The sequence below is a fragment of the Xanthomonas sp. F1 genome, assembly GCF_014199855.1.
Genome location: NZ_JACHOK010000008.1, coordinates 50,239 through 67,343, shown reverse-complemented (window position 1 = coordinate 67,343; position 17,105 = coordinate 50,239). Strand labels below are relative to the sequence as shown.

General features: G+C 63.2%; 10 protein-coding genes. All 10 read left to right on the top strand.

Annotated elements, in window-relative coordinates; all coding sequences use genetic code 11:
* Nucleotides 1-36: 36 nt before the first annotated feature.
* The gene (locus GGR71_RS16340) at nucleotides 37-1,818 is read left to right on the top strand and encodes an autotransporter assembly complex protein TamA (RefSeq protein ID WP_160960480.1); all 1,782 of its coding nucleotides are present in this window, start codon (nucleotides 37-39) and stop codon (nucleotides 1,816-1,818) included.
* A complete protein-coding gene (locus GGR71_RS16335; protein WP_160960483.1) occupies nucleotides 1,815-5,657 on the top strand; it encodes a translocation/assembly module TamB domain-containing protein in 3,843 nt (1,280 codons plus the stop codon). Before GGR71_RS16340 ends, GGR71_RS16335 begins: the two co-directional genes overlap by 4 nt.
* A gap of 394 nt (nucleotides 5,658-6,051) precedes the next feature.
* Entirely contained in the window at nucleotides 6,052-10,257 is a 4,206-nt protein-coding gene (locus GGR71_RS21165; protein WP_237474384.1) for an RHS repeat domain-containing protein, read from the top strand.
* Between the two features lie 64 nt (nucleotides 10,258-10,321).
* Nucleotides 10,322-10,639: a hypothetical protein gene (locus tag GGR71_RS16325; RefSeq protein WP_160960486.1), complete on the top strand. Its 318-nt coding sequence runs from the start codon at nucleotides 10,322-10,324 to the stop codon at nucleotides 10,637-10,639.
* A 64-nt stretch (nucleotides 10,640-10,703) separates the two neighbouring features.
* A complete protein-coding gene (locus GGR71_RS16320; protein ID WP_160960489.1) occupies nucleotides 10,704-11,015 on the top strand; it encodes a hypothetical protein in 312 nt (103 codons plus the stop codon).
* Between the two features lie 88 nt (nucleotides 11,016-11,103).
* Nucleotides 11,104-12,096, top strand: a complete 993-nt coding sequence (locus GGR71_RS16315) for an RHS repeat-associated core domain-containing protein (RefSeq protein ID WP_160960492.1) — start codon at nucleotides 11,104-11,106, stop codon at nucleotides 12,094-12,096.
* Entirely contained in the window at nucleotides 12,087-12,611 is a 525-nt protein-coding gene (locus GGR71_RS16310) for a hypothetical protein (RefSeq protein WP_160960495.1), read from the top strand. Before GGR71_RS16315 ends, GGR71_RS16310 begins: the two co-directional genes overlap by 10 nt.
* 167 nt (nucleotides 12,612-12,778) lie before the next feature.
* Nucleotides 12,779-14,926 (top strand): S46 family peptidase, encoded by a 2,148-nt coding sequence (locus GGR71_RS16305; RefSeq protein WP_160960498.1) that lies wholly within the window; start codon nucleotides 12,779-12,781, stop codon nucleotides 14,924-14,926.
* A 547-nt stretch (nucleotides 14,927-15,473) separates the two neighbouring features.
* Complete coding sequence (locus tag GGR71_RS16300; RefSeq protein ID WP_160960501.1) at nucleotides 15,474-16,088, top strand: DNA-3-methyladenine glycosylase; 615 nt, start codon at nucleotides 15,474-15,476, stop codon at nucleotides 16,086-16,088.
* Between the two features lie 658 nt (nucleotides 16,089-16,746).
* Nucleotides 16,747-16,980 (top strand): DUF378 domain-containing protein, encoded by a 234-nt coding sequence (locus GGR71_RS16295; RefSeq protein WP_160960504.1) that lies wholly within the window; start codon nucleotides 16,747-16,749, stop codon nucleotides 16,978-16,980.
* Nucleotides 16,981-17,105 lie beyond the last annotated feature (125 nt).

The window sequence follows — 17,105 nt, the reverse complement described above, 5'->3', positions numbered from 1 at the left end:
AACAGCTTCACATGGGGTGTCGGTATTCTGACGCCCATGCGACCCATCCCCCGTCTCGCCACCGTCCTGTCCCTGCTCTCCCTGGCCGGCCTCGCCGAGGCCCGCGGCGTCATCGAAAAGGTACAGATCCAGGGCCTGAACAAGGACGACGACGCGGCGATGATCGAGAACATCCAGGTCTCGCTGTCGCTGTACGACGCCATCGGCAAGGACCAGGGCGAGTCGCGTCTGGAATACCTGTTGAGCCAAGCCCAGCGGCAGACCCGGGAAGCGCTGGAGCCGTTCGGCTACTTCACCCCCACCATCACCGTCGAGGCGCCGCGCCAGGACGACAAAGTGACCGTGGTGGTGCACGTGGACAAGGGCGAGCCGATCCGGGTGCGCAATTTCCATGTGGGCATCACCGGCCCGGCCGAGGACGACCGCTACCTGGGCGACGACCTGAAGAACTTCCGCCCGCGCAAGGGCGATATCTTCGTCAGCAGCGTCTACGAGACCAGCAAGGTCACCATCACCCGGCGCCTGGCCGAGCGCGGCTACTTCGATGCCGACTTCACCCAGCGCAAGGTGGAGGTGACCCGCGCCGACCACGCCGCCGACATCGACCTGAGCTGGGACAGCGGCCGCCGCTACAACATGGGCCCGATCCGCTTTCACCAGGACTACTTCAACCAGAAGCTGTTCGATCCGCTGGTGTACTGGAAGGAAGGCAGCTACTACCACGAGGGCAAGCTCGACCGCCTGCGCGAGTCGCTGGTCAAGCTCGACTATTTCAGCGTGATCGACATCCAGCCCAAGCCGGAAGAGGCCGACGCCGACGGCGACGTGCCGGTGGACGTCAACCTCACCCGCGCCAAGCGCAGCATCTACACCGCCGGCCTCAGCTACGGCAGCGAGAGCGGCGCCGGCGTGCGCCTGGGCGTGGACCGCCGCTATGTCAACGCGCGCGGGCACAAGCTCAGCACGCAGCTGGACTACGCGCAGAAGCGCAAGAGCTTCATCACCAGCTACCGGATCCCGGCGTTCCGCTGGCTCGACGGCTGGTACACCACCTCGCTGCGCGTCTACGACGAGCAGACCGATTACATCGACCTGCGCAACGTCAAGCTCACCGGCAGCCGCAGCGGGCAGATCAACGAGCACTGGACCGCCATCGCCTCGATCAACGCGCTGCGCGAGCGCTGGCGCTACGCCACCGACGAGGTCTTCGACGGCGCGCTGTACCAGACCTCGACGCTGTTCTATCCGCAGATCGAAGCCGACTACGTCGGCGTCGACGACAAGGTGTTCCCGCGCAAGGGCTTCAGCGGCAACATCAGCCTGCGCGGCGGCGCCGAGGGCGCGGGCTCGGATGCCAGCTTCGTGCAGGCGCACATGCGGGTGAACTGGTTCCACGGCATCGGCGACAACGACCGCCTGATCCTGCGCGGCGAAGCCGGCAGCACCTGGACCGACGCATTGGTGGCGATGCCGCCGAGCCTGCGTTTCTTCGCCGGCGGCGACAACAGCATCCGTGGCTATGCGTTCCGCGAGGTCGGCCCGCGCACGCCGCGGCCGGATCGCTTCGCGCTCGGCGCCAAGCACGTGCTCACCGGCAGCGCCGAGTACGAGCACTACTTCAAGGGCGGGCCATGGGGCGGCGCGGTGTTCGTCGACAGCGGCAGTGCCTTCGACGACACCCCGGACTGGCACACCGGCGTCGGCTTCGGCCTGCGCTGGCGCTCGCCGGTCGGCCCGGTGCGGGTGGACATCGCCCATGGCTTGAACGATCCGGACTCGCAGTTCCAGCTCTATCTCAACATCGGAGCCAATCTGTGAGCGCGCCGCTGGAGCCGACGTCGCCCGCCGCGCCGCCGCCACCGCGGCGCCCGCGTTTCTACCGGCGCAAGCGCTTCTGGTGGGGCTCGGCGCTGACCATTGCCGGCCTGGTGTTGCTGGCGGCGATCGCGCTGTACTGGCTGCTGCAGACCGTGGCCGGGCGCGACGTGCTGCTGGCGCAGGTGGTCGCACGGCTGCCGGCCGGTTCGACCCTGACCTGGGAGCGCGCCGAAGGGCCACTGGCCGGCCCGTTGATCCTGCACAACCTGGATTTCCGCTACAACGAGATCCACTTCACCGCCGAGCGCGCCTACCTGGATCCGGACATCCGCCCATTGCTCGGGCGCAAGCTGCAACTGGATGCGCTGGAGCTGACCAACGCCACGCTCAACCTGGCCAAGAGCGACGAACCGTTCGAACTGCCGCGCTGGCCGCAATCGTTGCCGCAGATCGAAGTGCCGCTTGCGCTGCAGGCAGACCGCATCGCCATCGATGGCCTGCGCATCACCCAGGCGCAGCAGCCGATGATCGACATCCGCACGCTGCGCGGCGGCGTGGAAGTGGCCAACGGCGAGTTCCGCGCCACCCAGGTGGTGGTGAACAGCGACCGCGGCGATTTCCGCGTCAATGGCGATTACCTCCCGGGCCAGGACTACAAAGCCGACCTCACCGCCAGCGCGGTGCTGCCGGCCGCGCGCGGGCGCACCCCGGCGCGCCTGGGCCTGGTCGCACGCGGCGATCTGGACAAGATGGAAGTGGCCATCGCCGGCAACGCACCGGCGCCGCTGCGCGCCACCCTGGTGCTCACCGGCCGCACCGATCCGGTGTGGGAGTTCGCCGCCAGCAGCAAGGCGCTGGATCCGTCGCTGCTGGTACCGCCGGCCGACGACGCGCCGGCGTCCGTGCCGCTGGCCTTCGACCTGCGTGCGAACGGCAAGGGCGGCAACGCCGATCTGCAGGGCGAGCTGTCGCGCGACGGGCAGAAGCTCGTGCTCGATCCCTCGCACCTGAGCCTGGACAACCAGGTGCTCACCGTCGCCCCGCTGCAGCTGCGCGCATTCGACGGGCAACTGCGCCTGCGCGGCACCGCCGATCTGCGCGACCCGAATAACACGCAGCTGCGCTTCGCGGTCAACGCCAGCGGCATGAGCTTCGCTACCGCGCCCGATCCGTCCACCCCGGACGCGCCGGCGGTGCCGATCAAGCTGGTCGAGGCCAATCTGGGCGTGGCCGGCACGCTGAAGCAATGGGCCACCTACGGCGAGGCCACCGTCGCCCGCGGCAAGGACAGCGCCAAGTTGCAACTGGACGTGCGCGGCGACGATCGCCAGGCGCAGCTGAAGCAGGTGCGCGCGACCATGCCCAGCGGCACCCTCGACCTGGGCGGCAACGTGGCCTGGGTACCGGAATTGAACTGGGACGTGCAAGGCACGCTGGCCGGGTTCGACCCGGGCTACTTCGCGCCGGGCTGGGACGGCAAGCTGTCGGGCAATTTCGCCTCGCAGGGCAAGCAGTTGCCGGCGCGGCCGGACGGCAGCGCCGCCGGCTACCAGGCCACGCTCGACATCCCGCGCTTGAACGGACGCCTGCGCAGTCGCCCGCTCGACGCCAACGCCAAGCTCGCGCTGCAGGGCAGCCAGGGCGAGGGCAAGCTGCAACTGAGCCTGGGCGACAGCCGCCTGCAGGCGCAGGGCAAGGTCGGCGACCAGCTCGACGTGGACGCGCAGCTGCAACCGCTGCAACTGGCCGACCTGCTGCCCGGCGGCGCCGGCAGCCTGCGCGGCAGCGTGCAGATCAAGGGCCGCCGCGACGCCCCCGACCTCACCGCCGACCTCACCGGCAGCGGCCTGAAGTGGGACAGCTACAGCGCCGACAGCGTCAGCCTGCGCGGGCGCCTGCCGTGGCGCGGCAACGGCGGTGAACTCGCCCTGCGCGGCAGCGCCATCAATGCCGGCGTGCTGCTGCAGACGCTGAGCGTGGATGCGCGCGGTGCGGTCGAAAACCTGCAACTCGACGCCAAGACCCAGAACGACATGGGCGCATTGGCTCTGGCTGGGCAGGTGCGTCGCGACGGCGCGCGCTGGCAGGGCGCCTTGAACACGCTGCGCATCGCCCCGGCCAAGGGCGAGCCGTGGCAGTTGCGGCAGGCGGCCAATTTCAGCGTGGCCGGCAGCGCCTTCAGCCTGTCCGAAAGTTGCCTGGCCCCGGGCAGCGGAGGTGCGTTGTGCGTGTCCGCCGACTGGCCGAAGCAGGGCCTGACCCTGCGTGGCGACGCCTTGCCGCTGGCGCTGGTGCAGCCCTGGCTACCGCCCAGCAACGGTCGCAAGATGTATCTGCGCGGCGACTTGGCCATCGACGGCAGCTTCAAGCCGGCCGGTAACGCCTGGCAGGGCTCGCTGCGGCTGGCTTCGCGCGAAGGCGGCCTGCGCCTGGGCGACAACGCGCGCGGCGAACTGCTGCGCTACGACCAGTTCAGTTTCGTCACCGACTTCAGCGCCCAGCACATCCACTCCAAGCTCGGCATCGGCTTCCAGGGCGACGGCTTCGTCGACGCCACCGTCGACACCGGCTGGGATGCGTATGCGCCGCTGACCGGCGAGATCTACATGAACATGGCGCGGCTGTACTGGCTGGAGCTGTTCTCGCCCGATCTGGTGCGGCCCAAGGGCCTGGTCGAAGGCCACGTCAGCCTGCGCGGCACCCGCTCGCAGCCGGCGATGGGCGGCGACGCCACGCTGAGCAACTTCACGGGCGAACTGCCGGCGCTGGGCCTGACCCTGAGCGAAGGCAAGGGCCGCTTCGACGCGCAGCCGGACGGCTCGGCGCGCATCGTCGCCTCGGTGAAGTCCGGCGAAGGCACGCTCAACGTCGATGGTGGCCTGTCCTGGTACGGCGACAGCACGCCGTTGCAGTTGAACATCCGCGGCACCAACGTGCTGGTGTCCAACACCGCCGAACTGCGCGCGGTGGCCAATCCAGACCTGCAGTTCGGCATCGCCAACAAGACCATGATGTTGAGCGGCCAGGTCACCGTACCGTCGGCCGACATCGACCTGGAGCGGCTGGACCGCGGCACCTCGTTGTCCGAGGACGTGGTGGTGCTGGACCCGGCCGACCCCGAGGCCACGCCGACCTCGCCGCTGGAGATGGACCTGCGGGTGACCCTGGGCGACCAGGTCAAGATGGCCGGCTTCGGCCTCAAGGGCGCGCTGACCGGCGCCATGCAGGTGCGCTCGCGGCCGGGCCGCGAAACCACCGCCACCGGCGGGCTGGACGTCAGCGGCAAGTACAAGGCGTACGGGCAAGACCTGACCATCACCCGCGGCCAGCTCACCTGGAGCAACAACATCGTCTCCGACCCGCGCATCAACATCCGCGCGCAGCGCCAGGTCGGCGACGTCACCGCCGGCATCGACGTCACCGGCCGCGCCACCGCCCCGCATGCGGATGTGTGGTCGGACCCGTCGATGTCGCAATCCGAGGCGATGTCCTACCTGGTGCTGGGCCGCAGCCTCAGCAACACCAGCAGCGCCGAAGCCGACCAGGTCACCGCCGCGGCCAGCGCGCTATCGGCCGGCAGCGGCCTGCTCGCCTCGCAACTCGGCGCCAGGCTCGGCTTCGACGACGCCGGCGTCAGCCAGTCGCGCACCCTCGGCGGTTCGGTGGTGGGCTTCGGCAAATACCTCTCGCCGAAACTCTACGTCAGCTACGGCGTGTCGCTGATCGGCAGCGGCTCGGTCTTGACGCTGAAATATCTGTTGGGCCGCGGCTTTGATGCCGAAGTGGAATCGAGCACGGTGGAGAACCGTGGGTCGGTGAATTGGCGGAAGGAGAAGTAGTGCGCCGTTTGCGCACGTCGCATGCTGCAACCGCAAAATCTCCTTGACAGCCTCCGGTGCGTTCTATCACAGTTCCGCCGGGGATCCAGACTGCGGCAGATGTGCAGCACTCGGCCGCGCCATGCGCCGGCCGAATGCGTGCGGTGATCCCCAGGCACGATGTTGAAACCAGGGGGAAACATGGATTGTCGCGTCGGCACCGGCTTGCCTGTCACACAGTTGCGCAATCCGTCGCGATTGCCACCCTAGCGGTCGATCGACCCATACCGGCGCCTGGTTTCAGGAGACTGCCGGCCTGCACCACACCCAGATTTCGACCGTGTCCCTGTCGCGCACGCCAGTCGCGCGCGGCAGCCTTCGCACTGGTTGCCGACTGCTTTCTTGAGACTTCTCTATGGATAGGTTCCAGACGTTCTTCCGGCTGCGTGCAGGCCTGGCGCTGTTGGCCCTCGGGTATGCGGCGACCGCCGGTGCGGACGAATTGCGGTACGACCAGAAGTACGTCGAGCGCATCAAGCAATCGCAGGAAATCGGGCGCCTGAGCGTCGACTCCTTCGGTGAGCAAGTCAGTCTCAAGAACGGCAGTGTTGTGTTCAACTGGACCGACATCGACATCCCCGGCAACAGCAAGCTGCCGGTCCGCCTGCAGCGCACGCATGTCGTGGAAGACGATGGCGCGGGACGCAGCGGAAAGCTTGACGGCTTCGGTGTCGGCGGTTCGTTCGATGTGCCGTACCTGATGGGCGTGTTCGGCGCGAACGGTTGGCAGGTGTCCGGCAACAGTCCGAATAGCCGCTGCAGTCAGCCCGCAGAGCCACCGAGCTACACCATTCCTGCGCGGGATTATTGGTCTGGCAACAATCTGCACATTCCGGGTTCGGGCGATCGCCAGATGCTCAGGGACCCGTCGACGCAGTTGCCTGCACCGAACAACGGCACCAGCTATCCCTGGATCACCAAGGATTTCTGGCGTTTCTCCTGCTTGGCGAGCACCAAGAACGGATATCCGGGCGAAGGATTCGTGGCGCTGTCGCCGGAAGGCGACAAGTACTACTTCGACTGGGTGGTCAGCAAGACACACCCGTCCATCTCCAAGCGGATGGGTAACTACTCCGCAAGCGCGTCGATGTCGCGCCTGGCGGTGTTTTTCCTGGCGACACGGGTCGAGGATCGCTTCGGTAATTGGGTCACCTACACCTACAACGGCGATCAGTTGTCGCGTATCGACGCCAGCGATGGCCGCTACATTCGGGTCACCGGAACCTCCGGTGCCAACATCACCGCGGTCGAGTCCAGCATCGGCAACTGGAGCTATTCGTACGGCGACAAGTCGTTGACGGTGACGCAACCGGATAATGCGCAGTCGCGCTACGTGCAGAGTGGCGACATGATCATTACACCGACGCCTGCCTTGCCGCTCTACGAAAATCCTCCGCGCTGCCCAGCGCCGGAGATGTCGACCGGTAATTTCACCTATGCCGTCACGCTGCCCAGCAATGCCACGGCAACCTATGCGTTCTCGGTGCAGCGGCATTTCCGCCACAACATCCCCAAGCAATGCAACAGCTTCATGGATGCGGCGGGTCCCAGTACCAGCTATCAGTATCTGACCATCCCCAACTTCTCGGACAACTTCACCCTGGTCAGCAAGACGATCAGTGGTCCTGCTCTGCCGTCGATGCAGTGGTCGTACACCTACGACATTGGCGCAGGCGCGCTCGCCTTTGCGGAAACATGCCAGCGGCCGAACCTGCCACCGACCGCGTGCAGAAAGTCGGTGCAGACCGAGGTGCGCGGTCCTGAGAACGACTTCAAGCGGTACACCTTCGGTGCGTGGTACAACTTGAACGAAGGGCTGGACCTGGGTGTAGAGGCCGGTTCGTACACGAGCAGTTCGTCCGGGGATACCGTGAATATCCTCAGCACGAGCGTGAACGACTACATCACCAGCGATGAAGTTGCCAATCAGCCGTTTCCGAACTTCGTCGGTTCTGGCCATGGATCGAACGAGGACGACGTGTCCATCGCGGGACTTAGGCCCCTGAAGCGCACCACCATCAGCCAGGATGGCGGCACCTTCCAGATGGCGGTGAACAGCTTCGATGTGTTCGCGCGCCCGACCAGCGTGACCCGCTCCAGCGCGTTCAATACCCGCACCGAGGCCACAGCGTATTACGACGACGACACCCGGTGGGTGATCGGTCAAGTCGCGTCCGTGACCAAGACGGCGCCTGGCGGCAGCCAGGAGATGTCGGCCAACGCCTACGACGCTGCCACCGCACTGCCGATACGCTTCTCGCGATTCGGCAAGACCATTCAAACGGTCGCCTACAACGCCGACGGCACAGTGTCCAAGGTCACCGATGGCAACGGCAATGCCACCAGCCTCAGCAGCTGGAAGCGTGGCATGCCGCAGGGCATCACCTATGCGGACGGTACCAGCGACACGGCCGTCATCGACGACCGCGGCCTGATCAGCTCGGCGACCGACGAAAACGGCTATGCCACCAGCTACGGCTACGATGCCATGGGGCGATTGACCAGCATCGCCTATCCCAGCGGCGACACCGTCGCCTGGGCATCGACGGGGCTGGCCTTCGAGCAGGTGAACGCCACCGAATTCGGTCTGCCTGCCGGGCACTGGCGGCACACCGTGTCGACTGGCAACGCCAGGAAGGTCACCTACCTCGATGGCCTGTGGCGGCCGGTGTTGACCCAGGAATACGACGCCGCGAACGTGGGCGCCACCCAGCGGTTCAGCCGGTTCACCTATGACCATCAGGGGCACACGCTGTTTGCCTCGTACCCCGGCACGTCCGATCAACTGTCGACCGGTACCTGGACGCAGTACGACGCGCTCGGCCGGACCACGGCGGTCTCCCAGGATTCCGAGCTGGGTTTGTTGACGACGAAGACCGAGTACCTGTCGGCCAGCCAGATGCGCGTGACCAATCCGCGGGGCAACCAGACCTTGTCCGGCTATCAGGTCTTCGACCGCCCGGGCTACGACGCGCCGGTCTGGTTCCAGCATCCGGAAGGCGCCACCACCGAGATCAACCGCGACATCTTCGGCAAGCCGCTGTCCATCCGCCGCCACGACGCCAACGGCACCGTATCGGTGACCCGCAGCTACGTCTACGACACCTACCAGCAGCTGTGCAAGACGGTGGAACCGGAGACCGGTGCCACCGCCAACGGCTATGACGCTGCCGGCAATCTGGTCTGGAGTGCGTCGGGCCTGGCGTTGCCCAGCACTACGTCGTGCGATGCGGATTCAGCCTTCGCCTCCGGCCGCCGGGTCGATCGCAGCTACGACGTGCGCAACCGGATCAAGTCGCTGAGCTTCCCGGATGGCAACGGCAACCAGGCCTGGAGCTATTGGCCGGATGGCGCGGTCAAGCAGATCACCACCACCAACAACGGTGTCGCCACCTACAACAGCTACGCCTACAACAAGCGCCGCCTGCTGATCGCGGAGAGCCAGGGCCAGGCCGATGGCGAGACTTGGGCGCTGGGCTATGCCTACGATGCGAATGGTGCCCTTGCCGCGCATCGTTATCCGTCGGGACAGACGGTCGGCTACGCGCCCAATGCCCTGGGCCAACCGACCCAGGCGGGCAGCTATGCCACCGGCGTGAGCTACTACCCGAATGGGGCGATCAAGCAATTCACCTACGGCAACGGCATCGTCCACACCCTGACGCAGAACGCGCGGCAGTTGCCGGACACCAGCCAGGATGCCTACGGCGGCACGGCGTTCCTCAGCGATGGGTATGACTACGATGCCAATGGCAATGTGGCGGCCATCAGCGACGGCGCCACCGGGCGCAATCAGCGCGGTAACCGCACCATGGCCTACGACGGCCTGGACCGCCTGACTTCGGCGGTGTCGCCGATGTTCGGCACCGCGAACTACAGCTATGACGTGCTCGACAACCTGACCCACGTCGTCGCACCGGGTCGCGATCACTATTACTGCTACGACGCCAATTGGCAGCTCACCAACGTCAAGACCGGCAGCTGCGGCGGCAGCACGGTCATCGGCATGAGCTACGACCCGCAAGGCAACCTCAGCAACAAGAATGGTCAGGCCTTCGTCTTCGACTACGGCAATCGCCTGCGCCAGGCAACTGGCAAGGAGACCTATCGCTACGACGGCAACGGCCGCCGCACGTTGGCGCTGCAGAGCGCCGGCAACATCGGCTCGCTGTACGACCAGTCCGGGGCACTGCGGTTCCAGAAGAACCAGCGTCAGTCCAAGTCCACCGATTACATCCTGTTGAGCGGTAGCCTGGTCGCTGAAGCCGACTGGCCGCTGGGTCAACTCGTCGCGGTCAAGGACTACGTGAACTGGAACCCGGTCTCTGGTGCGACCCGTTACGTAGTGGAAGAGAGCGTGGACGGCGTGACCTGGACGGCGGTGTACGACGGCAGCCAGGGCAACTGGACCTCGTTGGCCAGGCCGGCAGGGACCTATTCGTACCGGGTGACTGCGTGCACGGCGGACGGTAACTGCACCGCGGCCTCGAACGTGACGCACGACCAGCGGCCTGCGGTGGACATCGTGCCACTGCTGTATCAACTGCTTTTGAACGGTTGAAGATCGCGATGCCGGCAGATGGCATCCGCAACATAAATCTTTAATTTCCTAGGGTGGATTTTTTATGCGTTGGATCTTGATGTTGGGATGTGCGCTGTTCTGGATGTCTTACAGCGACTCGGCGAGTGCCTTACAGATCATCACGGGCAAGGTAACGCAGATCGAAGCGACCTACATGCCTAACCAGATCCCTTTTCTCTTGAGCGAGGGAAACGCCACGTGCCCCGCCGGAAAGCCGGTTTATTGGGCAAAGGATCAGGAGAACAACAAGGCGATCTACGCGATGTTGATGTCGGCATTCGTCAGTGGGAAACGCGTGACCTTGATCATGGACGACAACGATACGTCGTGTACGGGAAAGTTTATCTACATGGTTGAGTGAGTTTGTATACACGTAAGCCCAATATTCGGAAAGAACCATCCAGTAAAAAGAGAGAAGTCGAATTATGAGCGCTAAATGGAGTGTATTCGCAATTTTTGCTCTTTTGAGCTGGCAAGCATCGGCAAACGAATGGATGCAGAACGTCGAGGTCATACAACTGGGCAACTATCAAGCCAATGCGAGCCACTTCATCTGGCTATCCTCCATCCCTGCGGAGTGCAAGGCCGCTGCACCAGGAAATCCCGTCCTGCAATTTCAGGAGGATCAGCCGGGCGGCAAGGCATTACTTGCCACATTCATGACGGCGTTGGTTAATAAGCGAAAGATCGATGTGCAGACTAAGGATTGCGCTATCGTCGAGGTTTACTTGAAGTAAACCTGCTCTGGCGGAGTCTGCACTGTATGTTTCGTTGGGTACGTTGCACCAAAATGTTGCTAGGGGAAGCGTTGTCGATCCGACTTACATGAGAAAAGTCGACTCTACATCGCGTATCGATGGTTCCAACTCGCAAGGACGAGTGATGTCAAATTTCCAGGGGATTCGTGCGGCAATGCGCCTGATGGCTGCAGCCGGCCTTTCATTGCTCGTGGCCTTCGGCGCCTCGGCGCAGACGATTCGCTATATCCATACGGATGGGTTGGGATCTCCTGTGTTGGTGACGGACAAGGATCGCAACGTTGTTGAGCGTAGCGAGTATGAGCCGTATGGTAGTTTGCTAAATCGACCAGCGACAGATGGGCCAGGTTATGGTGGGCATATCATGGATGCTACAACTGCAATGAGCTATATGCAGCAGCGTTATTATGACCCTCAACTCGGATTATTTCTCAGCACTGATCCGATGGCTGCATACAGCAATCCAATAAAATTTTTCAATCGATATAAGTATGCAGCAAATAATCCGTATACATTTAAAGATCCGGATGGAAGAGCGGAATATTACAATTTTCCAGGAAACATCGTGGTAGTCGTGCAGACTTATGAAAATCGAAGCCAATTCACAAATGAGCAAATAGAAAGTGAGGCTTCAAAGTTTAATGGTCCGACATCAGATGGAAAAAGAATGATGGTTAAGTTCATTCCGGGAGCTGGTCGTGATGCAGCAAAAATTAAAACTAATAATTCCCTAAGTGACGCGCCGGGTTCAAATAATCGATCTAATACGGATCGTGTCAATGGAAGAGAGGTGAATGTTGCTCCTGACGCGGTGGGAAAAATTACTGTAGGGCATGAACTTGGGCATGTCATGGGCGCCGGTGATCAATATCAAGGGGGGGTGGATGCAAATGGACGTACTCTCACTGCGGATGTTCCGGGAACTTCACGTGCGATCATGAGAGACTACGGCGGAGGTAATGCAACACAGAAAACTCGAGACGAAATCATGAATAACGCTAATAACGCTGGGAATCGAACGTTTAACTGCGCGTCCATGGAGAAAAGTTCGTGTCGCTAAGAGGGAGGGTGTATAAATTATTAATTTTAAGCCTTTTTTTAATGGGGGGCTGTACGCAGAAAACTGTGCCGGGGACCAATAAGGCCGCTTCAATTGATGGCGAAATAAAATCCACTGCTCCGAAGGTTGCTTGTTCGATCAAATTGAATTATCTATGTATTATCCAGGCAGACGCTAGGCTTAGCATGGTGGATTCAAATGGTTATAGATTTTGGAAAATGGCTGTGCCAGGTCATGTGAAAAATGTTGTAATTATTCAGGAAAGCAAAAATTGTGAAACGCTGACTGACGTGCATCCACTAATATCACGTAAATCGATGGAAAAATCCGAATCAAACGATATCTTTCACGTTTTGGATTTTTCTATTGATCGTAATAACGAATGTCATTTAATAGTTAAGTATCTTGCAGGGGACACAACTCTAGCGAGAGAAGCGCTGCAATTAGCTGAAGATCGCTTGTACTTTTGCGACAAATATTCTTGCAAAAATTCGCTTTTAAAAATAAGGAATTAGAATTTACAGTGGTTGGGACGTAAGTGGCGAAGCAGTGCAAGAATGCGAGAGCGTCTGTGGTGTGGAATCAAACTTTCTACTCGCTGAAGATTCCGATGGCTTGATCAGGTTGCCGCTCCAGTATGAGCAGGCTAAGGTCAGGACCTGACTTGCTCCAGAACTGTTCTATGACTCTGCCCACTAACCTCACCGTCTCCCTCACCCTAAGTCTCGCCCTCACCGCCATTGCCCACGCCGACGAAGGCATGTGGATGCCCTCACAGATGCCGGAGCTGGCCAAGCCGCTGCATGAGGCGGGCTTCCAGGGCGATCCACAAACGCTGGCCGAGGTGACGCAGCCGCCGTTGAGTGCGGTGGTGAAGGTTGGAGGCGGGACCGGGGCGTTCGTGTCCGGAAACGGGTTGCTGTTGACCAATCACCACGTCGCCTACGGGGTGATCCAGTACAACACCTCGGCGAAGGAGAACCTGATCGAGAACGGGTTCATTGCGCGGGATCGCGCCGACGAGCGCGCGGCCAATCCGGATTTCCGGGTGCTGGTGACGGTGGGCTTCGACAAGGTCACCGATCAGGTGCTGGGCTCCGCCAAGGGTAAGATCGGGCGGGCCTACTACGATGCGGTGGATGCGGCGAGCAAGCGCATCGTCGCCGACTGCGAGCGCGAGGCTGGGGTACGCTGCAGCGTTGCCAACATGTACTACGGTACGGACTTCTATCGGATCCGCCAGCTGGAACTGCGCGACGTGCGCCTGGTGTATGCGCCGCCGCGGGCGATCGGCAACTATGGCGACGAGATCGACAACTTCATGTGGCCGCGGCACAGCGGCGATTTCACCTTGCTGCGCGCCTACGTGGGAAAGGACGGCAAGCCGGCGGACTACAGCGCCGACAACGTGCCCTACCAGCCGCCGGCGCATCTGCAGATCGCCACCGATGGGCCGAAGGCCGGCGACTTCGCGATGCTGGCCGGCTACCCCGGCATCACCTACAGGCATCGCACGGCGGCCGAATTCGCCGAGCAGGTGGAGGCGACGTTGCCACAGCGGGTAGAGGTGCTGGACCAGTTGATCGAGGTAATCGAAGCATCGGGCAAGGCCGATGCGGAGGCGCGCACGCGCTATGCCTCGCAACTGCAGTCGCTGAAGAACAACCGCAAGCGGGCGGCCGGCGAACTGGAAGGGCTGCAGCGCAGCGATGCGGTGCGACTGCGCGCGGAGGATGAGCGCGGCATGCTCGCGGCTACGCATGGCAGCGACGCGCGCGACATCGCGGCGCTGCAGAAGCTGCTCGGCCAGGCCTCGGCGCTGCGCGAGCGTGACCTGCTGCTGGGGTTGATCGCCACGCAGACCCAGGCGCTGCGTTCGGCGCTGACCCTGGAGCGGCTGCGGCTGGAGGCAGGCAAGCCGGACGATCGCCGCGAGAGCGGCTACCAGCAGCGCGATCTTGCGCTGATCGAAGGCATGCTCAAGCAGGTGCAGCGTCGCTATTCGCCGGCCGTGGAGAAGGCGCTGCTGACGACGCTGCTGATCCGCTACCAGCAACTGCCGGATGCCCAGCGGGTGCCGGAGTTCGATGCGGCGTTCGGGCGGACCCCGGCGCAATTGCAGGTGGCGCTGGACAAGGCCTACGCCGGCACCGCGCTGGGCACCGAGGCCGAGCGCCTGTCGCGCTTCGCCGCCGCGCGCGAGGGCAGAGTGCCTGCGGCCGATCCGTTGCTGGCGCTGGCTGCCACGCTGGTGCCGGCGCAGTTGCGGCTGGACGACGAGCGCAAGGCGCGCGAGGGTGAGCAGTTGCGGCTGCGCCCGGCCTACATGCGTGCGCTGTTCGCCTGGCGTAAGCAGCAGGGCCGTGCGGTGTATCCGGACGCCAACAGCACGCTGCGGATCAGCTATGGCCGCGTCGAGCCGCTGGCGCCGCGCGATGCGGTCAGCTTCGCGCCGCTGACCACGGTCGCCGGCATCGTCGAGAAGAACACCGGCAAGGAACCGTTCGATGCGCCCAAGCCGCTGCTGACGGCGATCGCCAAGGGCGACTTCGGCAGCACGGTCGATCCGCAGTCGAAGACGCAGCCGGTGAACTTCCTGACCAACCTGGACACCACCGGTGGCAACTCCGGCTCGCCGGTGCTCGATGCGCGCGGCGAGTTGATCGGGTTGAACTTCGACAGCAACTGGGAAGCGGTCAGTGCCAGTTGGTGGTACGACCCGCGCTACAAGCGCGCGATCCATGTGGACATGCGCTATTTGCGTTGGTTGATGGCCAAGGTGTATCCGGCACCGCAATTGCTGAAGGAGTTGAACGTTCCGCAGGAGTAAGTGGGGCAGGTTGGACATGCGGGCGTCGTTTGGCGTTGCTTCGAGCAGAATGGGGTAGGGCATGTGATGTGCCCTGTGCGCTTGTGCGGCGGCGGCATGGTGCTGGTGTGCGTCCGGCGCCGTCGCAGCGGCCGAACGGATCCCTGCGGCCTGCTGCTAGCCTCCTAAGACCTTCGCAGCTCACCGCGACCTACTGGGCCATCGGCGAGCAGGAAGACGATCGCGACCCTGGACACCTCCATGCGTCGGGACTGAAGTCCCTCCCACAAACAGCACGCGATGCGGGCGGTATCGGCCAAGCGTACCTGCCGTGAAGACGCTTCCGAAAGGGAAGCCGTCGCCGCTCACCGCGAGGCGCGACACTGTTGGGGACCAAGAAGACGATTCCGACCGCTGACATTCCATGCGTCGGGAATGAAGTCCCTCCCACAACTGGCAGCATGCATTGTGCCGTTGGAAGGCTGACGCATTTGATGCATCCATGCGTCCGGAAGCGCACCTGTCGCGGCTCACTACGCGACCTCGCTGCAGGGCTTACACTGACCCGATGGATCTGCTTGTCGCCAAGCCGTTGCCGCGTGCGTTCTATGCGCGCGATGCCCGTGTGGTTGCGCCGGAATTGTTGAACAAGCTGCTCATCGCCGCCGATGGTCGTTGCGGGCGTATCGTCGAGGTGGAGGCCTACTGCGGTGCGGAGGATCCGGCGGCGCACTCGTTCCGCGGCATGACCCCGCGTACGCGGGTGATGTTCGGCCCGCCCGGGCATCTGTATGTGTACTTCATCTACGGCATGCACTGGGCGCTCAATGCGGTGTGCGGCGGTGCGCCAGGGCATGCGGTGCTGATCCGCGCCCTGGCGCCGGTGGCCGGGATCGAGGCGATGCAGCTGGCACGCGGCGCGGTGCGCGCCGCCGATCTCACCCGTGGGCCGGGGCGCCTGGCCAAGGCGCTGGGAGTGTCGGGCGCGGACAATGGGCTGGATCTGACCACGCGACAGTCGCGCTTGTGGCTGGGGCAGGACGGGATGCCACCGCCCGTTGCGCCTGTCGTCACCACGCGAATCGGCATCAGCAAGGCGATGGATGCGCCGTGGCGCTGGCATGTGCCGGAGGAACCGAACGTATCGCGTTTCGTGGTGGGGCGGGTGAGGCGGCGCGGCTAAGCAGGTGCTTGCATGCATCGTCGCTCCGCGAGCTGCGAAACGACCAGTGCTTTGCCCGCCGTCATCACCAGAGGCATTGCAGAGCAGTGCCAGAGCAGGCGATATCAGGGGGCACTTCGGCTCGGACACGGGAGCGTCTCTCAGCCGCCTACTCTTCGTTCATCGCGGCTGAAGCCGCTCCTACGAAAGAGGCAGTTGGGGTTCGTAGGCGGGAGGGAGCACTCACGAAAAAAACGAGTCTCTCTCCACACTGCCTTAAAGCGCGGAAACTGTGGGGTGGCCGATCCTGTCAGCACTGGAGTGCACAGTAAAGCGGCTTGGCGTCCGAAGCACAGCATCACCGGCAGCGAGCATGATCATTGTAGGAGGGACTTCAGTCCCGACGCGAGGTTGCGTCAGGAGGCGGTGATTTTGCCTTAGGCAAAACTTTGCACGTAGGAGGACAAGAGCCGCATCCAGGTGTATCAACTCTGCTCAATGTCAGCTCAAGACGAGACAAAGCAGTGTGGCCGGCGGCGACAACGGGTTTCGCAAGAGAGTCCTGACAACACAAATATCTGCACATCGCACACGTTCATGCCCCGCATACATCGCACTCGCATCACGGGAATGCCGCGCAGCGCAGGCTGCAATCTCTTCCCCACGTCGAGATGCCGCCATGAAAGTGCTCAACATCGTCACACTTGTCCTGCTGATCGTCGGTGGACTCAACTGGGGCCTGGTCGGCCTGTTCCAGTTCGACTTGGTCGCGGCGTTGTTCGGCGGCCAGGACGCACCGTTGGCGCGTGTGGTCTATGCGCTGGTCGGCCTCTCGGCGTTGTGGCAACTGGTGCCGTTGTTCACCAATCGCCACGAACCGGTGCGGCACGCGGAACATGCGCCGCATCGCTGAATTGGATCCGGGCCATGTGGGTGATCCCGACGCTGCGGTGTCGGGATCACCCTGGTCACGCGCGGTGGCATGGTGGCGCCGTCTGGTACGTCCGATCCTGCGTCACCATCGCGACAGTTGCCGGA

Coding starts and splice junctions, on each gene's coding strand:
- GGR71_RS16340 (WP_160960480.1), top strand. CDS start 37: ATGCGACCCATCCCCCGTCTCGCCACCGTCCTGTCCCTGCTCTCCCTG.
- GGR71_RS21165 (WP_237474384.1), top strand. CDS start 6,052: ATGGATAGGTTCCAGACGTTCTTCCGGCTGCGTGCAGGCCTGGCGCTG.
- GGR71_RS16325 (WP_160960486.1), top strand. CDS start 10,322: ATGCGTTGGATCTTGATGTTGGGATGTGCGCTGTTCTGGATGTCTTAC.
- GGR71_RS16320 (WP_160960489.1), top strand. CDS start 10,704: ATGAGCGCTAAATGGAGTGTATTCGCAATTTTTGCTCTTTTGAGCTGG.
- GGR71_RS16315 (WP_160960492.1), top strand. CDS start 11,104: ATGAGAAAAGTCGACTCTACATCGCGTATCGATGGTTCCAACTCGCAA.
- GGR71_RS16305 (WP_160960498.1), top strand. CDS start 12,779: ATGACTCTGCCCACTAACCTCACCGTCTCCCTCACCCTAAGTCTCGCC.
- GGR71_RS16300 (WP_160960501.1), top strand. CDS start 15,474: ATGGATCTGCTTGTCGCCAAGCCGTTGCCGCGTGCGTTCTATGCGCGC.
- GGR71_RS16295 (WP_160960504.1), top strand. CDS start 16,747: ATGAAAGTGCTCAACATCGTCACACTTGTCCTGCTGATCGTCGGTGGA.